16 protein-coding genes are annotated in these 24,041 nt (G+C 47.1%); 10 read left to right on the top strand and 6 right to left on the bottom strand.

The genetic code is table 11. The annotated features are described in order from the left end of the window. Window positions 1-122: 122 nt before the first annotated feature. The 3 genes from PCH02S_RS30675 to PCH02S_RS30665 are packed head-to-tail and all read left to right on the top strand — an operon-like array spanning window position 123 to window position 3,941. Complete coding sequence (locus PCH02S_RS30675) at window positions 123-1,742, top strand: response regulator transcription factor (RefSeq protein ID WP_127457904.1); 1,620 nt, start codon at window positions 123-125, stop codon at window positions 1,740-1,742. Window positions 1,743-1,763: 21 nt separating this feature from the next. Further along, window positions 1,764-2,831 carry an NAD(P)-dependent alcohol dehydrogenase gene (locus PCH02S_RS30670; RefSeq protein ID WP_127457903.1) on the top strand — a complete coding sequence of 356 codons (1,068 nt, stop codon included), beginning with the start codon at window positions 1,764-1,766 and terminating at the stop codon, window positions 2,829-2,831. Between the two features lie 21 nt (window positions 2,832-2,852). Next, window positions 2,853-3,941: a Gfo/Idh/MocA family protein gene (locus tag PCH02S_RS30665; protein WP_127457902.1), complete on the top strand. Its 1,089-nt coding sequence runs from the start codon at window positions 2,853-2,855 to the stop codon at window positions 3,939-3,941. 46 nt (window positions 3,942-3,987) lie between these two features. Here the strand turns inward: PCH02S_RS30665 and PCH02S_RS30660 are convergent, their stop codons facing one another. From PCH02S_RS30660 to PCH02S_RS30650, 3 genes are read right to left on the bottom strand one after another with little or no spacing between them, the layout of a single operon-like run. Further along, window positions 3,988-4,851 (bottom strand): transglutaminase family protein, encoded by an 864-nt coding sequence (locus PCH02S_RS30660; RefSeq protein ID WP_127457901.1) that lies wholly within the window; start codon window positions 4,849-4,851, stop codon window positions 3,988-3,990. After that, complete coding sequence (locus PCH02S_RS30655; protein WP_127457900.1) at window positions 4,848-5,807, bottom strand: alpha-E domain-containing protein; 960 nt, start codon at window positions 5,805-5,807, stop codon at window positions 4,848-4,850. Before PCH02S_RS30655 ends, PCH02S_RS30660 begins: the two co-directional genes overlap by 4 nt. Before the next feature lie 31 nt (window positions 5,808-5,838). After that, window positions 5,839-7,296: a circularly permuted type 2 ATP-grasp protein gene (locus tag PCH02S_RS30650; RefSeq protein ID WP_127457899.1), complete on the bottom strand. Its 1,458-nt coding sequence runs from the start codon at window positions 7,294-7,296 to the stop codon at window positions 5,839-5,841. Between the two features lie 348 nt (window positions 7,297-7,644). Here PCH02S_RS30650 and PCH02S_RS30645 point away from each other — a divergent pair, with 348 nt between their 5' ends. The 6 genes from PCH02S_RS30645 (at window position 7,645) to PCH02S_RS30620 (ending at window position 16,741) form a co-directional block, all read left to right on the top strand. Further along, window positions 7,645-9,852 (top strand): methyl-accepting chemotaxis protein, encoded by a 2,208-nt coding sequence (locus PCH02S_RS30645; RefSeq protein WP_127457898.1) that lies wholly within the window; start codon window positions 7,645-7,647, stop codon window positions 9,850-9,852. 135 nt (window positions 9,853-9,987) lie between these two features. Next, window positions 9,988-10,518, top strand: a complete 531-nt coding sequence (locus PCH02S_RS30640; protein ID WP_164819800.1) for a hemerythrin domain-containing protein — start codon at window positions 9,988-9,990, stop codon at window positions 10,516-10,518. A 202-nt stretch (window positions 10,519-10,720) separates the two neighbouring features. Continuing rightward, window positions 10,721-13,069, top strand: a complete 2,349-nt coding sequence (locus PCH02S_RS30635) for an AraC family transcriptional regulator (RefSeq protein WP_164819799.1) — start codon at window positions 10,721-10,723, stop codon at window positions 13,067-13,069. A gap of 225 nt (window positions 13,070-13,294) precedes the next feature. Beyond that, window positions 13,295-14,215, top strand: a complete 921-nt coding sequence (locus PCH02S_RS30630) for an ABC transporter permease (RefSeq protein WP_246069316.1) — start codon at window positions 13,295-13,297, stop codon at window positions 14,213-14,215. A gap of 19 nt (window positions 14,216-14,234) precedes the next feature. Then, window positions 14,235-15,122: a carbohydrate ABC transporter permease gene (locus tag PCH02S_RS30625; RefSeq protein ID WP_127457894.1), complete on the top strand. Its 888-nt coding sequence runs from the start codon at window positions 14,235-14,237 to the stop codon at window positions 15,120-15,122. A gap of 62 nt (window positions 15,123-15,184) precedes the next feature. Continuing rightward, window positions 15,185-16,741, top strand: a complete 1,557-nt coding sequence (locus PCH02S_RS30620; protein ID WP_127457893.1) for an ABC transporter substrate-binding protein — start codon at window positions 15,185-15,187, stop codon at window positions 16,739-16,741. Between the two features lie 90 nt (window positions 16,742-16,831). On the opposite strand, the gene trhO is transcribed toward PCH02S_RS30620, so the two are convergent. Both trhO and PCH02S_RS30610 read right to left on the bottom strand, forming a co-directional pair. Then, window positions 16,832-17,737: an oxygen-dependent tRNA uridine(34) hydroxylase TrhO gene (trhO, locus tag PCH02S_RS30615; RefSeq protein WP_127457892.1), complete on the bottom strand. Its 906-nt coding sequence runs from the start codon at window positions 17,735-17,737 to the stop codon at window positions 16,832-16,834. Between the two features lie 85 nt (window positions 17,738-17,822). After that, window positions 17,823-21,581, bottom strand: a complete 3,759-nt coding sequence (locus PCH02S_RS30610) for a response regulator (protein ID WP_164819798.1) — start codon at window positions 21,579-21,581, stop codon at window positions 17,823-17,825. Between the two features lie 173 nt (window positions 21,582-21,754). On the opposite strand from PCH02S_RS30610, the gene PCH02S_RS30605 reads away from it, so the two are divergent. Continuing rightward, window positions 21,755-23,458: a methyl-accepting chemotaxis protein gene (locus tag PCH02S_RS30605; protein ID WP_127457890.1), complete on the top strand. Its 1,704-nt coding sequence runs from the start codon at window positions 21,755-21,757 to the stop codon at window positions 23,456-23,458. Window positions 23,459-23,759: 301 nt separating this feature from the next. Here PCH02S_RS30605 and PCH02S_RS35950 read toward each other — a convergent pair. Next, window positions 23,760-24,041: hypothetical protein (locus PCH02S_RS35950; protein ID WP_164819797.1), on the bottom strand; the 282-nt coding region annotated here is incomplete at its 5' end.

Below are 24,041 nucleotides of genomic sequence, written 5' to 3'. Positions count from 1 at the left end.
AGTATAAAGATAAGTGATCAAATAGGAATAATGAAGCCTGGAACAAAAGCTTGTTCCGGGCCGATGTTATATGACATAGCAATTATCATCGAATAAAGGTTGAAGGTAAGGAGGCAGGCGTTGTGTGGAAGATTGCGATCATTGACGATGAACGCCAGGTTCTTCAAGGGATGAAACGAGCGATCCCTTGGGATGAGCTTGACGCTGATTGGGTTGGCGAAGCGCTCAACGGGCAGGACGGACTGGAGCTCATTCGAACGGCTGCCCCGGATATTGTCATTACGGATATCTATATGCCGGTCATGAATGGCCTTGATATGATTGAGCAGCTAAGAAAAGAAGGTTATGGCGGGAAATTTATTATTTTGAGCGGATACTCGGATTTTGAGCATGCGAGGCAGGCGCTTCGGTGCAATGTAAGTGATTATTTATCCAAGCCGATTAGTGTCCCAACGTTAAAAACGATTCTTGGCAAAGCCATCGGAGAGCTGATGGAAGAAGAAGAGAAGCGGATTAAGCAGGACGAGCTTCAACAGAAATTAATGCTGTACGAGCCTTTTATTGAAAAAGAGTGGGTCAAGTCTGCGGTTGCCGGAACTCTGGACAGCTCCTATCGGAATGAGGATCGGCTGCCGAAGCCTTACCGATTCTGGTGTGAGAGCAAGCATGTGGTCATCGGCATTGACCTGATTCGAGATGTTCGAACATCGGACCTGTCGCTGCCGGATTGGAGCTTGTTCCGTTTCGCGATTAGCAATATCGTCTGCGAGGTGGCGCGCGAAACGTTTCCGGCCATTGAATATGTAGAGCTTCATGGAACGAGGGCTGTGCTTATCCTTCATCCCCAAGCGGACAGTTCGCAGCAAGAGCTGGAGCAGAAGCTCAGCAAGCTGGGGATCACGCTCATCGATTGCATCAAAAGCTATTTGAAGCTGGTCATTCGCGTCGGCATCGGAGGCACCAAAGAAGCTTGGACGGAAATGCCGGATTCGACGGAGGAAGCGTTTCGAGCGATCGATTTGCGGAACCGTCGTGTGGATTCGGCTTATGATTTGTTCGTGTATAGCGAGGAAATGCGAAAAGATCAGGGGACGCTGGTGATGCGGCCGGCCAAGTTTTATTTTGAATTAGCCGGTGCAATGAAGGCTTCACAGGAATCGCAGGCACAGCAGCTTGTGGCGCAGTATATCGATCAGTTAAAAGAACAAAAAGGGATAACACCGGACTATGTACAAATGCTGGCGGGCGAGCTATGGGGGATTTTTGCCTATTGCCTCTATGAGGTCGGCATGGTGCTTGATGATATTTTTCCGAACGATCAGATTGTGAAAGAAATGGTCGGATTGACGTTACCGGGGCAATTAAGGGAATGGCTTACGGCCAAAATATCGGTTATTTTCAACAGCAGACAGTGGAAAGGGAACAGCAAACACAGACAAGCCGTCGATTTTATGACACAATATATTCATGAGCATTACGCGGATGACATGACGCTTGCCGACTTGTCGGATAAGGTGTATATCTCGCGGAATCATCTGTCAATTATTTTCAAAAACATGACCGGAGAAACGTTCAATACCTACTTAACGCGTGTGCGTATTGAAAAAGCCAGAGAACTGCTGCTGGAAAGAAACATGCTCGTTTATGAAGTGGCGGAGCGCGTGGGCTACAAAAACGTGCCTTATTTCAGCACGCTTTTCAAGAAATTTACCGGCATGAACCCGACAGAACTCATTAAATGATGCCAAAGGGAGAGAGAAGAAATGAATGGACAACTACCTGCAAAAATGAAAGCGGCTGTCATGACGAAGCCGGGAACAATTGTGATGGAGGAGCGCCCAGTCCCGCAAGTTGACGCCAATGAAGTCTTGATCAAGGTGATGGCTGTCGGGGTATGCGGTTCGGACGTTCATTATTTTGAAAATGGCCGAATTGGCCGCTACGTGGTCGAGAAGCCGATTATTCTCGGGCACGAATGCGCGGGCATCATTGTCGCTGCAGGCGCTTCGGTGACTAACGTGAGCCTTGGCGACCGTGTTGCCATCGAACCGGGCGTCACTTGCGGACACTGTCAGGCCTGCAAAGAAGGCCGCTATAATCTGTGCCCGGATGTGCAGTTCCTGGCTACGCCGCCGGTGGACGGTGCTTTCGTTCAATACATGAAAATCCGCGCAGACATGGTATTTGCGATTCCGGAGCATCTATCCTTCGAGGCTGCGGCGCTCAACGAGCCCTTCTCCGTCGGCATTCACGCGGCTAAGCGCTGCAACTTGCAGCCGGGTTCGACGGTTGCCATCATGGGCATGGGCCCGGTCGGCTTAATGGCCGTTGCGGCAGCAAAATCATTCGGTGCAAGCAGGATTATTGTCACCGATCTGGAACAAGTCCGCTTGGAGGCCGCCAAACGGTTGGGTGCTACAGACATCATCAACGTCAAAGATGAGGATGCGGTTCAGCGCATCAAAGAGCTGACGGATGGGATTGGCGCGGATGCCGCTTGGGAAACGGCCGGCAATCCGAGAGCTTTGCAATCAGCGCTGTATTCCTTGCGCCGCGGCGGTAAGCTTGTCATCGTGGGCTTGCCTGCACAGGATGAAATCCCTCTCAATGTCCCTTTCATCGCTGACAATGAGATTGATATTTATGGTGTTTTCCGGTATGCCAATACATATCCGACAGGCATTAAATTCCTTGCCGGTGGCGGCATAGACACACAAGCGCTCATTACAGACCGTTATCCGCTTGAACAGACGCAAGACGCGTTGGAACGGGCGATTCATAATAAAAGCGGCAGTTTAAAAGTCATGGTATATCCGAACGAAATCCTGTAAACGCGGAATGGGGAGGCAGTTATGATGAAACCAGTGAAATTCAGCTTGATCGGCGGTGCGGGTTTTCGCGCGCAATATTTCCTGCGCATTGCGCAGGCGTTGCCTGAGCGGTTTGAAATTAGCGGAATGGTTGTCAGAAGCGAAGACAAAGGCAAGGAAATGGAAGCGAAATGGGGAACAGCTACATACCGGACGCTTGAACAGCTGTTGGAAAACGAGCATCCGGATTTTGTCGTCGTTTCCGTTTCACCTTCACAAAGTCTGGACTACCTTCTGGCATTGGCGGAGCGGGGAATTCCCGTTTTGTTGGAAACGCCGCCTGCTCCTGATTTAAGCGGACTTCAGCTATTGTATGAGCGATTAACTCTTACAGGTGCGCGTATTCAGGTAGCGGAGCAGTACCATCTACATCCCGTTCAACAAGCGCGTTTGGAACTTATTCGTACGGGTCAGTTGGGTAAAATTACAGAAACAACGGTTTCCATCTCACAAACCTATCATGCCGTTAGCTTAATTCGGAAAATGTTAGGGGTTAATTTCGAAGATGTTCGCATTAGGGCGATGCGTTTCGAGTCCTCGTGGGTTCAGGGGCCAAACCGCAGCGGTCCGCCAACAGAAGATAAACTCATTCCTTTGCAGAGAGATCTGGCTTGGTTGGACTTTGGCGATCGTCTGGGCATTTATGATTTTACGAAAGACCAGCACCGCTCATGGACACGCTCCAATCATTTATCCGTTAGAGGGCAGCGTGGGGAAATTTTCGATAACCGGGTTCTGATTCAGCAGGAATCATGCACAGAGCTTCAAATGGAGCTGAAGCGCATGAACAGAGGCGAGTTGGAAAATGCGGAAGGGTATTACCTGAAAGGAATTCTCTGCGGTGACAAATGGGTCTACGAGAATCCATTTGCTCCTGCCAGATTATACGATGATGAAATTGCCATTGCCGCATGCCTGCAGAAAATGGCTGAATATACCTTTGGTGGACCAAGCTTTTATAGCTTGGAAGAGGCTTCGCAGGACCATTATCTCGGGATGATGATCGAGAAAGCTATTACAACCGGAGAAACAATCACGACAGAGCCGCAGTGTTGGGTGCCCAAATCATAAGTGAGGAGCAAGCGGGATGCCTATTCCTCACTTTTTCAAGAGGGGCCTACTCAATCAGTTTGACATCGACAATGACTTCAAGATCTTGCCCGCCGGCTCCGCGATAGACCCCTTTGACAGGGACGATATCGTTATAGTCGCGACCATGGCCTAACTTGATATAACGCCAGTTGACCTCGCAGTCGTTGGTAGGGTCATACCCGAACCAGCCGCTGCCTGGGATCAGGCACTCCACCCAAGCATGGGAAGCTTGCGTGAATTCAGCGCTGCCTCCTTGCAAATCGCCGACAAAATGATAGCCGCTCACGTATCTGGCAGGTATCCCCTTATCCCGGCAAACGGCGATCATCAGATGGGAATAGTCCTGACACACGCCTCGCCTAAGCTTCAACATTTCACCTACTGTGGTCTGTACGGACGTAGCAGAGGGATCATAGGTAAAATCGCGATGGATCGTTGTATTGATCGTGCCCAGCAAGTCATACAAGGAAATATGTTGGTCGTTAATGGCATCTGAATAGGCCTTAATTTCGCTTGTGAGTCCTGTATAGCTTGTAGGCAGCAAGTATTCCGCGTATTCATTTTGAAAATCATCGCTGAGCCGCAGCGCCTTCTCCTCATAAGGGGAGAGAGCTGCGCTCGGGATGTTATCGTTATCGTGTGTCACAACGGTAGACTTCATTTTGATCGTGAGCTCTCGGTGGATTTTATTCACGGTGAAGGCATGCACCCGATTATGAAAGTAATCCGAATACGTAAAGAAAGCAGATACAGGTTCGGTGATCAAACTGTGATGATAGCAGGATTGACGATTGTCGGTCAGCGGTGTTAACCGGACTTCATTGACACTGTCCTGCACCGTATCTGCGTAGGAATAACGTGTGATATGCGTAATCTCCAGCTTCTTCATGCAATGACCTCCTCCCTGGAGGGAAAAAAGACTTTGGACATCCGAGTGCCCATCAGGTTGCAAGATTCACGGAGAGCCTGCAGGGCCATTTCCAATTTGCCGGATAAAATATCTTCCTCATCCATGCAGGCCAGGTTAGCTTTCACTTTCCCAGCCAGCTTGGCTAGTTTGTGTACCGTTATGTTTAAATCGGGGTCTTCAAGCTGGATGCTCTTTAGGGAACGTTCCATCGCTTGAAAAGAGTAGCTGATCGATCTCGGAAAGGCCTCATGCAGCATCAGGAATTTAATAATGTTGGTCAGGTTCACCGTGTCCGCATACTCTCTGCGGAATGATTCATAACCGCTGACTGATTTGAGAACAGAGAGCATAAGCGGGTAGGAGGACATTTCCTCTTTGGCGTAGTCCTGGCATAAGGATTGCAGCAAGCGAAGCAAATTCTCCGCACGCTCCAAATACCGTCCTGCTTCTATGAAATGCCATTCATTTTGGCGCGGCATGACAGAGGTGGCCGCTCCGTGAAACATCGATAAATGGTCGCGGACGTATCGGTAAAATAAATGCGGTGAATCGCTTGTGATATCGCGGACGTCTTTTTCTTTTAGCCACAAATAGAGGCCATTCATAATATCCCATAGCTCAGCCGGCATCTTCTCGCGTATATTGCGCAGATTGGTTCGCGCATGATTGGTGCAGGCGAGCAATGAGTTCACATTATTTTTATCCAGTGTAATGTATTGAAGGACGTGCTGCTCCGTGCAGCTGCTATATTGCTCGTTAAAAGCAGCTCTGTCGCCGATCGTGTCGATTAACCGGCTCCACATTTGACCGCTGCCGTTCTCGCGTTCCTCGCGGATATGATAATAAACATCAATTAATCTCGCGTGATTCTCCGTTCTTTCCGTGTACCTTCCGATCCAGAATAAAGCTTCCGCTGTTCGTCCCATCATCACCATGTTTCGCTGCCTCCCGTCTAAATGTGGATTTCTACGAATTCGTCACCCATGTATCTTTGCAGCCCCCGCCTTGGGAGGAATTCACGACAAGTGAACCTTCTTTGAGCGCTACCCGTGTGAGTCCGCCAGGAATAACCTCAATCGTTTCTCCTGCGATGACGAAGGCGCGAAGATCAATATGCCGTGCAGCCATTTGTCCATCCATCATGACAGGCGCTCTCGACAGCTGAATGGTGGGCTGGGCGATATATCGATCAGGGTTCGCTATGATTTTCTGCCTGAAATCCGCCAGCTCACTCTCCGAAGCCGTTGGTCCTATGAGCATACCGTATCCGCCGGAGAGGGACGTTTCTTTGACGACCATTGTGCTCAAATGTTGGAGGACATGTTCGCGTTCATCCGGTCTCGATAGAATGTACGTAGGTACGTTATTGAGAATAGGTTCTTCATTCAAATAGTAGCGAATCATATCGGGAACGTAGGCGTAAATGGCTTTATCGTCCGCTACCCCTGTGCCTGGGGCGTTCACGATGTTGATGTTGCCGGCGCGATAGGCATTCATGATGCCTGCGACACCTAGCAGCGAATTAGGGTCAAATGCAAGCGGATCAAGGAAATCGTCGTCAATTCTGCGATACAGCACGTCAATTTGGCGAAGACCTTTGATACTGCGAATGTACACCTTGTGATCGATGACGACGAGATCATTCCCTTCTACAAGCTCGATTCCCATTTGCTGAGCAAGGAAGGTGTGCTCGAAGTAAGCTGAGTTATAGCAACCTGGAGTCAGCAGGCCAATAACGGGATCTTTTTTTCCGGCGGGACTGAGTCTACGCAAAGCGGACAGAAACACGTTCAAACTTTGTTCGATATCTTGGATGGAGTGGCTGAACACGAGCTCGGGGAATAAGTGCGTCATGATGGAACGGCTCTTATATAAGTAGGAAAATCCTGACGGCGATCGGAGGTTGTCTTCGAGAACAAAGTATTCGCCGTGTTCATCGCGGATTAAGTCAATGCCTGAAACGGTCACGTACACATCATTGGGAATGGATAAACGCATCATTTCCGGCCGGAAGTAGCAGTTCGAGAGAACCATTTTTCTTGGAATGATGCCATCCTTGAGGATACATTGGTCATGGTAGATATCCTTGAGAAATAAATTCAGCGCCTTCACGCGCTGCCTAAGCCCTTTTTCAAGCTTCAGCCATTCATCCCTCGGAATGATGCGTGGAATGGGATCGAAAGGAATCGTGCGTTCGAGCGCCTCCGTCTGATCAGGACTGTACAGCGTGAAGGTGATGCCTTCTTCCATCATCCGTTTCATGGTGGCTGTTTGGCGCTTGTTTAAATTGCCGGACTTCATGGTCATGAACTGACGAAACACCGTTTGATAATGCGAACGAACCGAATAGGCGTTCATAAACATTTCATCGTAAAAAGGGTGGGGATTATAAGGCGTGGTGACCAGATTCTCAGGTTTTGACATCGCAGCTTCCTGGTTTCTTAATTATGCATTCGGAAGCTACATGGAGATGAGGGCCCGAAGCAGAAACCAGGCCTCCTTTCTGATCTTCATTCTTAAAATGTGTTAGAAAATATAACGTAAAATGATGGCGATGCCTATATTTTCTTATATTGTAGATTTTTCAGAAAATTATGTCAATATAACTGACGTAAAATTAATATGACGAAATACGGTATAGTTCAAAAGTATTAAAAAATTTTCGAAAATTCCTAATTTTGTATTGCGTTACGACAGAAAGACCTATAGAATGTCGAATAAGGTAAATGTTAAATAAATTCACACACTTATGTGAATATAGGGGGACGGGGTATGTTTGATTGGCTAGGTTTTCGGAAAGGCTTGCCGCTTTGGTGGTCATATCGGTTGAATCGTCACCTGAAGGAAGATGTGGAACATATTTTTGAAGGAATAGCCCATACACGGACAGAATTATTGCGCAGCTGGGTGGAAACGTATTGGTCACATCTGGACAGGCTGCATGCGATGTTATCCGAGTCGGCTTCAACTGCTTCACAGAATTCTCAGGATTCAGCAGTTATACAGAAAATGCTCACTGCTGCGCTGAAGAGTGGGGCGGATTTTTCGGAAATTTTTATATTGAATGAAAAAGCAGGTGTGAGTTACTCGACATACCCTGCTCATGTTGGCAAGACGTATGTAGTTGGAAGCGGTCTTATGAAAGGGTTGGAGGAGACGCGAAAAGGGGAGAAATGTCTGTTTGGTCCTTTTTCCGACCCGCTAACCTTGCAGATCGGTCCAAGCACCTCGCCGTTTCATGATGCGATGACGATGGCTTTTATTTTGCCTTTGGTAAAGAACGGGGAGTGGCAAGGGGCTATCTGCGGCCGCGTGCCGAACGATGTGCTCGGGGATTTGATTCAGCGGGAATCCGGACATGTCTATCCAGATTCAGGCGATAACTATTTATTCATGGCGAAGCCCGTGTTGAATAAACAGATTGCGCCAGGAACGGCGTTGTCCCGAAGCCGGTTTGAGGATTTGACTTTCACGCATGGCGATAATTTAAAAGACGGCGTACGTACGGATTTCGGTACTGTTGGCGTTAAGGAACATACGGAGTTGGAGCTGATCTTCACAGATCCGGCAACAGGGCAGCTGCACCCGGGTGTTGCAGGAACGATTGCCAAAGGAAGCAACCTGTTCGTGGAATTTCCAGGGTATTCGGATTACCGGCACATCTCGGTTATTGGGAAGGGAGTCACGTTCCAACTGCCGCATTGCCCGGATATTTGGGGGATGATGTGTGAAGGGGATCTCGAAGAGGTATACCGGATTCGCAGCATCGATTGGAAAATGTTCAGCCTGCAACTTAAATTTATTGTAGGTTTTATATTACTCTCAGGCGGTGGCTTTTGGCTGTTAAACGGTCATGTCTCAAGCGGATTGGGCGCCGCAATTACAGCTGCCGCCGGTGCGATATACGGTTGGATCGGCTCCGGTATCCTCAGACGCAAAGGCAGTAAGCCGGTTGTTAAGCAGCTGGCCCAAATCAATAAGTTCATCCGCTTAAACGCGGAAGGCAGCGGGGATTTGACACAACGGTTGCGCGTGCAGGAGTTTGCAGGGGACGAAACCCGGGAGTTGGCGAAATGGATCAACAATATGATCGATTCCCTAGAGGGCATTATGCTGCAGGTGAAACAAGCAGCGGCTGAGGTTCAGCTGAGTCAAGATCGGCTGAATGAATCGACCGGATCAACAGAGCAATCGACTGGTCGTATGAGCACCCAGATCCATAATATGATCCGTTCCTTGCGCGGCCAGCTGAGGGACATTGACGTCGCCAAGGATGTGACGCAAAATATGAGCGGCACGCTGCGAGAGCTTGAAGAGAAAGCTTCCGATCAAATTGCGGTGGCTCAGGATGAAGTTGGCCGCATTGGCGATAAGATGAATCAGATTTCAGCCAAGGTAGCTGAAACGAATCAGACCATTCAGACGTTCCTGCTTACAACGCAAGAAATCCCGCAGCTGTTGAAAGTCATTGAGGAGATTTCGGCGCAGACGAATCTACTCTCATTGAATGCTTCGATCGAGGCTGCCCGAGTTGGCGAGCACGGCAAAGGTTTCGCCGTCGTCGCCGGCGAGATTCGTAAACTGGCCGATCTGACGAAGAAGTCGACGACGGAGATTAACGAGACGATTGAACAGATCGAGCGCCATGCGAATGAGGCCTTCCTCTCGATGGAGGAGGGTACGAAGGTCGTATTGGAGGGGACGCAAATTGTGGCGGCTGCCTCCGAGATTCTCAGCAGCGCGAGCGCCCATGACACCATGAAAACGCAAGTGGTGGAGGAAGTGGTAGCGCTGATGGAGAAAGTGGCGGGCGTGAGCAAGGAGAACCGCCAAATCTCCGCCGAGGTTGAGCAAACGGTGCATGAGCTGCTGCAGGACATGCTGCACGTGCGCCAAACGACGGGAGATGTCGGGGCGATTACGCAATCGCTGCTCCAGCTCATGAATCAGTTCCAATTAACCGAAAGCCGTATTCGATAAATGTTCTAATCGTTCTTTATTCCTTCGCATGAGAGCTGACCCTACCTGCATAGAATGATAATGCAGAAGAGGTCAGCCTTTTTTGCGTCTGCTCACGCACGAAGATTCGAAGGAGAACCCAAAGGAGGATGTAGAATGAACGACCGTTTGAGCATTCAAACGAATACGGAGTATATCGTGGATCCGAGTTATTTTCCCGTACTCGTAGAACGTCTGAAGGAGGAACATTTACAGATGCGCGGGCAGCTTGCCGAAATCCGCACGATGGCTGCTTCCTTGTACTCCCTCGAGGATTGCTCAATAGGCATGTGTAAGCTGATTGAACTCCAAGATCTGATTCTATCTCTGGTGGAAGAGCTGGAGCAGCATTCGGAATGGGAGGAAAGTGAGCTGTTTCCACTTCTGCAATCCTTCTTGCCTCCGACGACTGCACTGTCGGTTTCCCGTTCTGTGACGGTTCTGGAACAGGATCATGACTTGGCTAAAAGGGTTGTGCAAACTTTCGTTGACGGTGTGAATGCGATGAAAGTGCCGATAGATGAAGAGTTCCTGCATGTGATGGCATCGGAATTGATGACGGCCTGCTTAATCCTGCTTAGGCATTTCACCTTGGAAGAGGAACTTGTGTATCCGCTTGCCGACCGCATCGTAGAACAATTATCTTAAGTACATAGGAAAAGGGTCTTTCTCAAGTTGCCGAACTTGTAGAGGGGCCCTTTTTTTATATAATTTGGATGTCTAACTCTATTTAGAATAAATAGAAAAAATATTGTAATAGACGAAGTCTGTCGAAATATTTAGAATATTAATGAAGGGATTGTAAAAGTTTGTAAAGAGATGAGAGCTAACTATGGTGGGGGAGTGCAGATTGAAAATTACCAAAAAGTTGGGTTCCAAAAAATATTTAGCCCGGATCTACTTATGGTTTGCTTCATTAATCTTATTGGTTACAGCTATTTTATCGAGTGTCGTCTATTACAACGTACAAGAAAAAGTCTTTGATAACGAATACAAAAATAGCCGTAAACTTCTTGCCCAAACCAAATACAATATGGAATATTTGGATAACATGGTTCGAAATTTAATTTTGTCAACGTATAACAATAATGATGTGCGGGCGTTAATGTATTTGAATGACAATGAGACGTTTGATTATATGAATGTTATTAATAAGCTGAAAAGTGCGGTCGTTTGGAGCAATTCCTTTGTTCAATCGGTCTACATTTATAATAACAACAAACAGAACTACTACTCTACCTACGGACAATTCATACATAAAGACATAGAGTTGGAGAAGCTGCTGCAGGCGCATGGCGGATCGATCCAGCCGTTAAAGCCGATTGTTCGTAATATGGATGTAAGCCTCGATGCTTCACATGTTCAAATGGAGAAAGTTCTGACCTATGTGATGTATGAGCTGACCGATGAGCAGGGCCGCATGGATGGCGCCGTCATCCTGAACATTAAACTGGAGTGGCTGTTCAATAATATTAAAGCGATTAACAACGTTGAAATGGAGCAGCTCAGTAAAATGTTCATCCTAAGTGATGATCAGCAATTCATGGAAGTAAATGAGGCATTGTCGGAGGAAGGAACGAAGCTGGCGGCTTTATTACAAGAGAAGTACCCGACACTTCGAGCTACTGAGAATTATTTCAGTATAAAATTGGACGGCAACAAATATTTGGCAGCTTACATTACCGTCGATCATACGGGATGGATATTGTTTAAGACGGTGCCGTATGACGAAGCCTACGTGTATTTAAATAAGCTTAGGACAAGCATTATCATTATCACCGTCATTGTATTGCTAGCGACATTATTAGTTCTCTATCAAGTGTCGAGAGGGATCTACAGACCTGTGGAACAACTCGTTGCGCAGCTGCGTTCGAGTCATTTCCTGGGCGAGGAAGCCGCAGTGTCCAAGGATGAATTTATTTTTTTACAGGACGTTTATAAGAATTCGGCTGCTCAACTGGGGCAGTTTCATCAAGAGAAGATCTCCGGCCAACAACGTATGAAGAACCGCTTTTTAAGCAAGTGGATATTAAACAGCTTATCGGTCTCCATAGCCGATTTTGAAGCATCTTGCCTTGAGCATAAACTGCCGTTCCGGCAAGAGCATAATTTTATGATCTGTGTGCTGAAGTTCGATAACTATAAACATGTGACCGAAAAAAGCTTCGAGGAGAAAGAACTCCTCGTATTCGCGGTCATGAACATTGCTTCGGAATTTCTAAGTCAAGCCTGCCACGCAGAAGCGGTTGATTTACGCAATGATCACGTAGCTGTGATTTTACAATCGGAGACGTCGCTGGATCATCTTGAACCGTTAATCTTGCAGCTGCTTAAGGAGTGCCAGACCTATTTGTTCCAATGCTATAACTTGTCGATTACCGCTGCTTTAAGTGCCAGTGTCGGAGACCATACGTATGCAACAACGGCTTATCAGCAAGCCCTAAATGTATCTATGTATCGCTTCATCGCCGGTAAAATGTCCGTGTTAACGCAAGGTTTCATTAAGCAATTAGGTCAGATTCCATCGATGGATCGGGTATTGGAGCTGGAGAATCAACTGCTTGAGCAGGTGAGGAATGGAAATTACCGAGGTTCGGCGGATAAGCTTGCTGCACTTTTAGATGAAGTGAAAAAGCTTGAATATAGCGACATGACGCTGTCCTTGCTGCACGCTGTGAATCAGTTTAAGTACCTCGTTTACGATCTCAATAAATCGCGCAAAGAACCCGTTAAAGTAAATACGATTCTGATGAGTAAAGAACTGTTGCAGATAGAAACGATAGGCGAATTCCAAGCCAAATGGATGGAGGTCATTGAGGAAATTACGAGTGATACTGAGGTTGAAAGAGAACGAATCTCTGAAGATGTCGTCATTGCACTGCGTATCCAAGAAATGATCGACGAGCGTTATGCAGATTTAAATCTGGGGGCTTCCGAGATCGCAACGGTGATAGGCATATCCCCGGCCAAGGTCGGAAAGATTTTCAAGGCGCACAAACAAATGTCCATTCCTGATTACATGAATCGAGTTCGGCTTGAGAGGGCTGTGGAGTGGATGGAGAACTCGCAATTGAACATTCAAGATATTATGCGTAAAGTCGGTTTTGAAAATGAAAGCTATTTTTACAAAGTTTTTAAAGCGAAATTTGGGACAACTCCCCGTGAATTTATGGCCAAGCGAATAAAGGAACGCATGTGAGGATAAAGACCGTTAACGTTGACTTAGGCCGTTCAAGCCTTGCTGCGTAACGGTTTTTTCTTGTATCAACAAAAAAGTACAGTCCTTGAGAGGAAACAAAATACAAAAAGTACGGTCGCAGCTTTAGGCAGAAATAAAATGAGCAGTATACGGGTTCTTGCTGTACGTTTTACAGTTAGGGTGTCGATCAAGGTTAGACATACATTTACTCAAAGGAGTGGGGCTGTGATTCTACTAAAAAAAGAATTAACGTATTTGAGAAAAAACAAAAGTTTGTTTCTTATCTCTCTTCCGGCTCTGTTGTTTGTTTTTGCCTTCTCCTATTTGCCGATGTTCGGCACGGTGCTGGCCTTCAAGGATTTTAATTATGCCAAAGGGATTTGGGGAAGTGATTGGGCAGGGTTGGATAACTTTAAGTTTTTCTTCACTTCCCAGGATGCGCTCAGGGTGACGCGTAATACGCTGCTGCTGAATGCTCTGTTCATTATTATCGGGCTTGCGGCTTCCATCGTATGTGGAATTCTGCTGGCCGAGTTGGGAAGAAAGGCAGTGAGGGTGTTTCAAACCGTTCTCTTTTTTCCTTACTTTTTATCCTGGGTAGTCGTCGGCTATCTTACGTATATCCTTCTCAATCCTACTTACGGTGCCGTCAATAAGCTGCTGGAATGGCTGAATATTACGCCGGTCGACTGGTACTCGGACCCCGAATACTGGCCTGTCATTCTGGTCATCACCTATCTATGGAAAAATGTCGGTTATACCGCAATCATTTTCTACACAGGATTGATGTCCATTGATCCAAGTTATTATGAAGCCGCCGCCATTGATGGGGCCTCTCGGTTTCAACAGATCTTGCGTATTTCCTATCCGCTAATTGTGCCTCTGGTACTGCTGCTTTTCATGTTGAATGTGGGGAAAATCTTTTTTTCGGATTTCGGTTTGTTTTACTTCGTGCCTCGCAATGCAGGAGCCTTATATTCGGCTACCGACGTTATCGACACCTACGTGTATCGTTCATTACGAGTTGTCGGCGATATCGGTATGGCATCGGCAGCTGGCCTATACCAATCGTTCGTAGGACTTGTGCTTGTCCTTATCACCAATCGGATTGTCAAAAAAATAGACAGCGAGAGCGCGTTGTTCTAGCCCAAAAGGAGAGAAAGCTATGCCGATTCGAAGTCGGGCTCAGCAATGGTTCCAAGGTGTAAATATCACATTTTTCCTCTTCATTTCATTGATTACGGTTATTCCGCTGATCTACGTGCTCTCCGTATCCTTAACCTCCGATTCCGATATTGTTCATTACGGGTACAATCTCATTCCAGAACATCTAACAGGCAAAGCGTATTCGTATTTACTGCAAACGCCGAAGCAATTGCTGAATGCCTATTTCATTACGATTACCGTCACTGTTTTGGGCACGGTGTTAAGCCTCATTTTGACCACATCTGTTGCTTATGTTATGACGCGCAGAGATTACAGATATCACCGGGTCACATCGTTTTATGTGTTCTTTACGATGATTTTTAATGGAGGATTGGTGCCCACCTATATGGTTGTAACCAAGATTCTGCATCTGCAGGACACAATATTTGCCTTATTCCTGCCTTATGGCGTAAGCGCTTGGTTCGCCATGCTTATGCGTGGATTTCTGATGAGTATGCCCTTTGAAGTTATAGAGTCTGCCAAGATTGACGGAGCAAGCGAGATACGCATATTCGCCGGCATCATTGTGCCTTTGTCGAAGCCTGCGCTGGCGACTGTCGGGTTATTTTACGCGCTGGGTTATTGGAACGATTGGTGGCTGGCGATGTTGTATATTTCGGATAGTAATCTCGTTCCCCTGCAATATTTGCTGCAGAGTATCATGTCGAATTTGGAGCATTTAACCAGTCATATGCAAGCGGGACTCCAAATCAATCTGGAGCAAATTCCAGGAGAATCCGTTCGCATGGCCATGGCTGTACTGGCGATAGGTCCTATGATGTTCGTTTTTCCATTCTTCCAGAAATATATCGTCAAAGGTCTCACGTTAGGAGCAGTGAAAGGTTAGATAGTTATTGATTGTTACATTCATTTGAGTGTTCAATAATAGATCATTAGGGAGGTTCTACTATGAAAACTAGAAAAATGAAATCGCTACCGCTCGCATTAACCACGATTCTGTTAGGCTCCATGATGTTTGCAGGCTGCAGCAAAACGGAGGTCAATCCTTCAACAGCTACACCCGCTGCAGCAGAGGACAAAGAGACGGCAGCCCCGAGCGCCGTAGCCAAGAAGCTTGATCCGGTAACGCTCAAATGGTATCTCCCACAAGGTACTTTCTCCGATGCGAAAGCGGTATTCGCCGAGATGAACAAAATCACCAAAGAAAAAATTAATGCGGAGATTAATATCGAGTTTGTAGATTGGGGAAATTACGATCAAAAAATGCAAGCTGTCCTGGCTTCGGGCGAAAATGTCGATCTAATGTTCACATCGAACTGGACGAATGATTATGTATCCGCAGTGAATAAAGGGGCTTATTTGGATATCACGGATCAGCTCAAGAAGTATGGTCCAAACATTTTGAAACAGGTACCTGAAAAAGCATGGGAAGCCCCGAAAATTAACGGCAAATTGTATGGCATTATTAATACGCAGGTTCTTGCAAGAACACCGGGCATGCTGATCAATAAAACGTACGCGGACAAATACGGTTTCGACCCGTCAAAAGCCAAAAAGCTTGAAGATTTGACGCCTTTCTTGGAAAAAGTGGCTGCTGGCGAGAAAGATAAATATGCGTTTCGCGTGAAAGGTAACGATGACCAGTTAGGTTATATTGGGTCTGCGCTAGGCATTGAGTATTTCGCCGATACGAACCCAGGAGTACTCCTTATCAATGACAATGAGACGAAGGTCGTCAATCTCTTTGAGACAAAAGAGTACGTGAACTTCCTTAAGCTGATGCGTGAGTGGTACCAAAAAGGCATTATTCGTAAAGATGCGCCTACCATTACAGATCTTGATGCGGACGAGAAGGCTGGGAAATATATTACAAGAACAGCTGTTATGAACCCCGACGTACCTGCTAACCAAGCGGATCGTTACGGCAATGGCAAACCGGAAAACGTATTAACTGTCCAATTTGCTCCTCCCTATATGAGTACGGGTTCTATTATCGGAACTTTGACAGCGATTCCTCGTACATCGAAGAATCCGGAACGTGCCATGATGTTTTATGATTTGATGTATTCGGATGCCAAGCTGTTTAATCTTATGAACTATGGGATTGAGGGCAAGCATTACAAGAAAACAGGCGAGGATCTAATCGAAACGATCCCTAACAGCGGCTACAACGTTGCTTCGGGCTGGGAGTACGGCAATATGTTTAACTCCTATCGCACAAGTCCATTACAACCGAAATGGTTCCCGGCAGGCCCGGATATGAACAAATCGGCTATTTCGTCCAAAGTGCTTGGCTTCAGCTTCGACCCTTCTAAAGTGAAAAGTGAGCTGGCCCAATGCGCGTCCGCGATTAGTGAATTTAAAGCAGGCCTGATTACCGGATCGCTTGATCCTGATACAACATTGCCGAAATTAAATGAGAAGTTGAAAAAAGCAGGCATGGACAAGCTGCTGGCTGAAATGCAAACACAAATTGATGCTTGGAAGGCAGCGAATAAAAAGTAAGCGAGGCCTCTTCAAATGCCGAATCCCCTCGGCACAATAAAAAACCTAGCGGAGATCGGCGATCTACCGCTAGGTTCTTCATATTTGAATTTATGCTTCTAACGAGCTAAGCGTCTTCTCTTCACATTCCTTGGAGCAGAAGCTGTTATGCTCTTCTTCGCAAGCTTCACAGCATACATGCTTCAGATGGCACAAATCGTTCGCACAGTTGATGTAGCGATCCTCTGGTTTGCCACAGTGGTAGCATTTGCCTACAATGATATCCTCGTCCGTACGGTTGATAGGAACCGAGATCCGCTCATCAAACACGTAACATTTACCGTCAAAAAGGCGTCCCTTCACGTCTTCATCTTTCCCGTAAGTGACAATGCCGCCATCGAGCTGGTAAACCTCTTTGAAGCCTTCTTGAATCAGGAAGCCGGACAGCTTCTCACAACGAATACCGCCTGTGCAGTAAGTGAGAATCGGCTTGTCCTTAAATTCTTGAAGATTGTTGCGAATCCATTCCGGAAATTCGCGTGTTGTTTCCACTTCGGGGCGAATCGCACCGCGGAAGTGCCCGATTTCGTACTCGTAATGGTTGCGCCCGTCAAGGACGATAACATCCTCTTGTTGAAGCTTTTCATAGAAGTCTTTGGGCTTCAAATGCGTGCCCGTCAGCTCATTCGGATTCACATCTTCTTCGAGACGGAAGGTGACGAGCTCTTTTTTAGGACGAACGAACAACTTCTTGAAAGCATGTCCTTCGCTCTCATCAATTTTGTAGACCATATCTTTAAAAAGAGGCATTTGGTTCATCATGGCGATGTAAGCGTCGGTTTGTTCCACGGTTCCGGAGAGGGTGCCGTTGATGCCTTCCGGGGCGATCAGGATACGTCCTTTGACGCCAAGCTTTTTGCAATAAGCCAGATGCTCTCGAGCTAATGCTTCATGATCTATCACATTAACGAATTTATAATACAACAAAATGCGGTATGGAGCGCTTTGTTCTGTCATGTTCTTAAAACCACCTATACATATAAAATACATGCTCCTGTCAGCAGGAGCCCTATGCATATAGTGACATAAAACCGCACATTTTTCAATCAAGTAGCAATTTTTGGATGGTGTGAAAGACCTCTTCCAAAGCGATCGCCAGGGATTGCACCTGGTTTTGGATCAGGATGCTTTTGGATTCATCCAGAGGAGTGGACTGTTTCAGCGTCTCTTCGAGCGCCGTAGCCGCGGCGTACACGCGATTGGCGGACAGGTTGCTTGATGAACCGCGCAGCGTATGCAGGAGATGCAGGGCATCCTCGTACTTAATTTGTTGAATGGTTGTTGTTAGCTGCTCAATCAAATCTTGGGACTGTACATGAAATTTCCTCAGCATTTGATGATAAATTTCGGTTTTGCCAAGCAGCCGTTCCAGAGCTTCTTCCATATCCAGTCCGGGTGCCGCCATTTTTCCGCTCAAGCTTAAACAAGTGCTCACAGCGGCGAACAAACGATCAGGAATGATAGGTTTGGAGATGACTTCATTCATGCCCGCGCGAATACAAGCTAGACGCTTCTCCAAGGTAGAGTCGGCGGTGACGGCAATAATGGGAATGTGCCGCCATTTGGGCTGAAGCCGAATGCGCTTCGCAGTTTCAATCCCATCAAGATCAGGCATATGGATATCCATCAGGATTAATTGGTAATCCGAGGTTTCCAGATGCTGCAAAGCTTCGAAACCATTAGAAGCTACTTGAACGACACCATTCATACTTTCCAAAAGAGAGCGAGCCACGGTTTGATTGATGTCATTATCCTCGACAAGCAGAATTCGCGGAAAGGATGGCCAAGCTTCTTCACTTTCAAGTTTTCCGGCTTCAGAAGTCTGGTCGGCGGTATCCGTAGCATAACTGCCTGTGATCGTTTGCAGGGTTTGGTACAGAACGCTCCGAGAAACCGGCTTGACCAAAATCGCGTGCGGTGCGGCCTCCGCAGGCAGCTGCTCCAAGGCATCCCGACCCGGCAAGGTTGTATAAATAATCGTTTTCAAGTTGTTCCGATTACAGGTCTCCAGCATGTCTAACCACACTTCTTCCCCATACATGTCAAATGCCTCCATATCGAGCAGCACCAAATCCAGCGGAATAAGCTCGATAGCTTTTCTTGCTTCCTTCCAAGAGTAAACACCTGCCGCTTCCGAACACATGGATGCCAGCGTTTGCAGCAGCACGCGGTGCAGCTCGGGGTGATCTTCCACAAGAAAAGCGCGGAGCGGGAAGCGGGTATGTGACTTCGTCGTTTGCAAGGTTAAAGCAAAAGGAATGTTGACGCGGAACACACTGCCCACGCCAGGCTCGCTGGAGGCTTCAATGGAGCCGCCCATATTATCAATGATGCTCTTGGAAATGACAAGTCCAAGCCCTGTTCCTCCGAATTTGCGGCTCGTGACTTCATCGGCCTGAACGAAAGGCTGGAACAGCTTGGCGAGTTGTTCATCATTCATGCCAATCCCAGTATCGCTGATCGTGAAGCCAATAGACACTTGCTCTTCCTGAAGCTCCTGGGCATGGACGCGCAGTGTGACGGTTCCTTGTTCTGTGAATTTAATCGCGTTGCTGGTTAAGTTCAAGAGAACCTGATACAGGCGCAAGGAATCGCCGATGAGGCCAAGCGGAACTCGCTCATCAATATCACAAATAAAATCGACCGACTTATGGCCAAGCAGCACACTAAGCGTTTCGCACACACGGTCAATCGTATCATCCAGCAGGAAGGCATGATGTTCAATGGCCAGCTTGTCCACCTCCAGCTTGGAGAAGTCCAAGATGTCGCTGATGATTTGCGATAAAGAAAGCGAGGATTTGGTGATCTTGGCCATATAATCCTTCTGCAGTGGAGTCATCGCGGTTCGTTCCATCAAATAGGATAACCCGACGATGCCATTAAGCGGTGTTCGAATTTCATGGCTCATCCGCGCAAGGAAAATGCCTTTGGTCAGGTTGGCGTCGTCGGCCTCCTGTTTCGCCAGGATCAGCTCATCTTTGGCTAACATTTGGTCTGTAATATCCCGCGAAATGGCGGAGAAGTAGCGTTCTCCCTTTTCGGCAGGCGTATGGGGAACGACCGTCACGGAGATGAAAATCCGGCGCTGCTCTTTCGTTAACGCTTCCGCTTCGAATTCCCAGAACCCTTCGCTTATTGCGGTAAGAAGCCCCTCTTCGAGATCGACATCACTTCGGATATCAACGTATTCGCTGAAATGATATTTTGCCGTTTGTTCATACTCTAAGCCAATTAAATTTTTACCTGCTTGATTCATATAGAAAATGTAGCCTTGCTGATCAAACGAAAGGATGGCATCCCGCGCGCTTTCTACAATGGTAAGCAGCCGCATCTTCGTTTCATTGCTTTCTTTAATGTCGCTGATATCGCGGGCAATGATGACGTAACCTTTGAGATCGCCCCCCGGATGCGATATAGCGCTGACACTCAATTGGACAAAAAGGCGGGTTCCATCTTTATGATGCCATATCCATTCGCTATCTTCTTTCAGATGGCGAAGCGAGCGGATCACGAGTGCTGTGCAATCGGCAGGCACATATTCTCCGAGCTCAATCGTGTATTTGGCGGCTCTTTCAACGAGCTGATCGTGATTCAGCCATACCAGAGGGGTAGCTTTTTTATGTACATCCGTGAACGTATAGCCAAGAAGTTCGGTCGCCCGGCGGTTCAGGTGATTGATTGTAAAGTGTGGGTCCGTGACGATCATCGCATATTGATTATGCTGAATAAAAGCTTCAAACGGTTCGAAAAGTTCACGCAGATTTTCAATCATACCGTTTACGGAATGCGCAAGAGCGCCTAGCTCATCTTTGCTTTTGAACTGGAGCGGCTTGATATAAAAGTCGCCGGCAGCCACAGATTCTGTGACGCGAAGGATTTGTTGAATCCGTGAGATGATGAGCGAGTCCGCTGTTATGCAAATCAGCAAAAATAAGATCGCGGCGGTTCCAGCGATTAAGCCAACGGTCCACCAAAGCAATGAACTGGCTGATTGTTGGTAAACTGTCATCGGCATGGAATAACCGAGATGCCAATTTAAATTGGGCACACGGGCATAGAACCATTGCGCTCTTTTACCGTTATCCAAATATTGGTCCAAATAGCCTGCGTCTTGCTGGAAGGCTTCTTCCAGGACATAAGCCAATGAAGGGTTGTTGTTGAAAATATTCTGTTTTAAAATTTTGCTGGCATCCGTATGGTACAGAATGGTTCCTTCATGGTTCACGATGACGGTCTGGACCCCTTCAAGGGGCGTATGCAGGTGATCGCGAAAGGTAGCTTCCGCGTCTAGTGAAATATCGACGATGCTAGTTACTTTTTTGTTTTCATCGCAAACAGGAGCGGTAATGGTAATGATATATTGGCCTGAAATTTCGCCGATATAGGGATCCGAGATGTATGTCTTGCCGAGCAAAGCCTCATCGAATCTCCGCTGGCCTTTGATATTCAGCTTTTGACCCGTGGTAAGAATTAGATTCCCATCTGTATCGGCGACCCCCATCGCCAAAAAGCGATTGTTCCCCGTTTGCAGTTCTTGGGTCAGGTAGGCCAGCCGTTCCTGAACAGTTCCATACTTCATGACGCTAACACGGCTTAACATTTCAACCTCGGCTAGGCGAATGGACAGGAAGTCATATAAATTTTGCGCGGAATTGGCGACAGCAGTAATGGACTGGTCTTTGATTTGCCCAATTAATTTATCTTTTGAAAGCTTGTAATTCGTAAAACCTACAACCGTTAATGAAAAAGTAGTGATTAGAACAAGAAGTGCAACAAGCTTGAAACGTAAAGATAGTGACATCGGAAGCCTCCATAAATCGTCAGGATTCATCAAAATGTTAGGAAAACTTACAATTTCGATAACAGTATTACGTAATTCATTTAACGATTTCGTTTTATGATAATAGGTAACAGGATGATTTGAGTATACATCATTGTTGGGTCATTCATTCAATACTTGGAGGGATTTCAAACATGCGTTTTACTGTAAGATCGAAAATGATGATGGTATTTGCAATTATTTTTCTCATGGTCGCAGGGTTAAGTTTAACCGATATGACGCGGATGGGCGTGCTCAAAGACAACAGTGCGGAGATGGCTACGAATTGGATGGTAGGGGTGCAAATCATTGATGAGATTCATTTTAACTCGGAGCATATTTTAACCCTTTACTATCAGAAAAAGTTAGAACCGGATCCCAAAAAACATGAGCCTCTCGATGCAGGCATTGCTCAAGCGATGACAGGAATCGACAAATTGTTAGAAAACTATAAGGGAAGTCTCTCCGGGGACGAAGATACCACCAAGTTCAATGAGCTTAACAAAAGCTGGGAAGATTTCAAAGCAGCCTTCTTGATAAACAAGCAACTTTCCGCTGATCCGACGAAAACGAAGGAAGCTGCAGAAAGCCTTCAGACGCTGGCAACCACATTTGGCAAAGCGCAAAAAACGATGGCCGAGATGGTAACCTTTAACCAGGATGGCGGAAAGCTGGCGGATCAAGAAAATAAAAATCTGTACCAAAAAAGTGTCATGATCTCACTCATCGTATTGGGTGCATTGATCGTCTTCATGCTGGCTGCTTGTTACGCACTTGTTAGCAATATCTCCACACCTGTTCGCAAAACGTCACAGGCTTTAAACCGCATTGCGAACGGCGATCTTACCGTGGAGCCCATTATCGTGAAAAATAAAGATGAAATCGGCGACTTGGCCGGCTCTGTGAATCAAATGGTCGACCACCTGCGCGATTCAGTGCATCATATGCTGCAAGCCGCAGGTAGTGTGGCTGCATCCTCCCAGCAGCTATTTGCCAGTTCGGAGCAAAATACGTCCGCGTCCCAGCACGTGGCGGCAGCTGTGCAAGAATTCGCAACCGGTGCAGATATCCAAGCGCAAAGCTCGATGGAGTGCGGCAGAGCGATGGAGGAAATGTCGGTCGGCATTCAGCGGATCGCAGAGACGACCTCGGATGTATCAGAGCTGTCCATTTCCGCTACGCAAATGGCAGAGGAAGGCACACACGCTATGGAGCGGGTTGTTTATAAAATGCAAGCGGTCAGCCATTCGGTTGACTCGGCGAATCAGGTTATTCAAGAGTTGGAGAGACACTCCCAGAGCATCGGGCAAATTTCGACGCTGATTGGAAATATCGCTTCCCAAACGAATTTGCTCGCTTTGAATGCGGCGATTGAGGCTGCGCGTGCCGGAGAAAGCGGCAAAGGATTTGCGGTTGTTGCGGGAGAGGTTCGTAAGTTGGCCTCCCAAACAGATGAATCCGTGCGTGACATCTCTGAACTCATTTCCAATATTCAAAGGGATTCTGTTCGCGCTGCGGGGGTTATGAACACTGGACTTCTGGAAGTACAGGAAGGCTTGAAAGAAGTAGGCAGCGCCGAAATGGCCTTTGGTCAGATCGTAGCAGCTTCGCAGGAAGTAGCAAGCAAAATCCAGGAGACCGCAGCAGCTGCACAACAGATGGCTGCTTCCACCGAGGAGATTGCCGCAACAGTGGCCAATGTCGGTTCTGTCGCACAGCAAACATCAGGGACAGCGCAGTCTGTAGCTGCTGCTACGGAAGAGCAGCTGGCTTCCACGGAGGAGATTACCTCTTCCGCGAGAAACCTGTCGACGATTGCCCAGGATCTGCATCAAGTGGTGACGGCTTTCCGTGTTTAGACCTGGATTCATAAGCTAGTTTAATAGAACTTCTCTGAGGCTGTCTCAGGGAAGTTTTTTTCATAGTTTATCACAGAGTAGCCCTCTTAAAATATGTGTACATCTGAAATATTTACATTTTATCCCATTTTAAAATAGTTGATAGACTGATGGACAACCGCCGCTTCCGTTTTTGCAGCCAAAGGATAGAATGGTGTATTCCCTAATTGTGGAGGGCGAACAGGATGATTGATAAGTTTAAGAAAAAAGGGTGTAGAACAAAGAATCCTAAATTTAGCTCTTCTAGACATAAACCTCACCCTCACTCGCGCGCACCAAAGAAGCTTGCTAATGCATCAGCCTTGCTCTCTCCCCAGAACGCAAATTCGGTTACGACAGGTGGAGCGACTAATTCTTCAAGTACCGAGGGGACTACATCGGTTAATGAAACCACTACGAGCTTGAGCGGTGCGCACAGTACATCAGACACAGATAGCAACTCAACGGCAACAGAAACGTCAACGAGCAGCAGCGGGGCTAATAATGCTTCGGACACAGACAGCTCAGCCACACTTAACGAAACGCTCACAAGCACAAGCGGTTC

This window comes from Paenibacillus chondroitinus NBRC 15376 (genome assembly GCF_004000765.1).
Classification (GTDB): domain Bacteria; phylum Bacillota; class Bacilli; order Paenibacillales; family NBRC-103111; genus Paenibacillus_E; species Paenibacillus_E chondroitinus.
The sequence above is the reverse complement of the archived record's forward strand: the minus strand, read 5'-3'. Positions and strand labels throughout refer to the sequence as shown.

Excerpts from the sequence above, each read along its gene's own strand:
- PCH02S_RS30670 (WP_127457903.1), top strand. The coding sequence starts at position 1,764 with ATGAATGGACAACTACCTGCAAAAATGAAAGCGGCTGTCATGACGAAG.
- PCH02S_RS30665 (WP_127457902.1), top strand. The coding sequence starts at position 2,853 with ATGATGAAACCAGTGAAATTCAGCTTGATCGGCGGTGCGGGTTTTCGC.
- PCH02S_RS30660 (WP_127457901.1), bottom strand. The coding sequence starts at position 4,851 with ATGAAGAAGCTGGAGATTACGCATATCACACGTTATTCCTACGCAGAT.
- PCH02S_RS30655 (WP_127457900.1), bottom strand. The coding sequence starts at position 5,807 with ATGGTGATGATGGGACGAACAGCGGAAGCTTTATTCTGGATCGGAAGG.
- PCH02S_RS30650 (WP_127457899.1), bottom strand. The coding sequence starts at position 7,296 with ATGTCAAAACCTGAGAATCTGGTCACCACGCCTTATAATCCCCACCCT.
- PCH02S_RS30645 (WP_127457898.1), top strand. The coding sequence starts at position 7,645 with ATGTTTGATTGGCTAGGTTTTCGGAAAGGCTTGCCGCTTTGGTGGTCA.
- PCH02S_RS30640 (WP_164819800.1), top strand. The coding sequence starts at position 9,988 with ATGAACGACCGTTTGAGCATTCAAACGAATACGGAGTATATCGTGGAT.
- PCH02S_RS30625 (WP_127457894.1), top strand. The coding sequence starts at position 14,235 with ATGCCGATTCGAAGTCGGGCTCAGCAATGGTTCCAAGGTGTAAATATC.
- PCH02S_RS30620 (WP_127457893.1), top strand. The coding sequence starts at position 15,185 with ATGAAAACTAGAAAAATGAAATCGCTACCGCTCGCATTAACCACGATT.
- trhO (WP_127457892.1), bottom strand. The coding sequence starts at position 17,737 with ATGACAGAACAAAGCGCTCCATACCGCATTTTGTTGTATTATAAATTC.
- PCH02S_RS30610 (WP_164819798.1), bottom strand. The coding sequence starts at position 21,581 with ATGTCACTATCTTTACGTTTCAAGCTTGTTGCACTTCTTGTTCTAATC.
- PCH02S_RS30605 (WP_127457890.1), top strand. The coding sequence starts at position 21,755 with ATGCGTTTTACTGTAAGATCGAAAATGATGATGGTATTTGCAATTATT.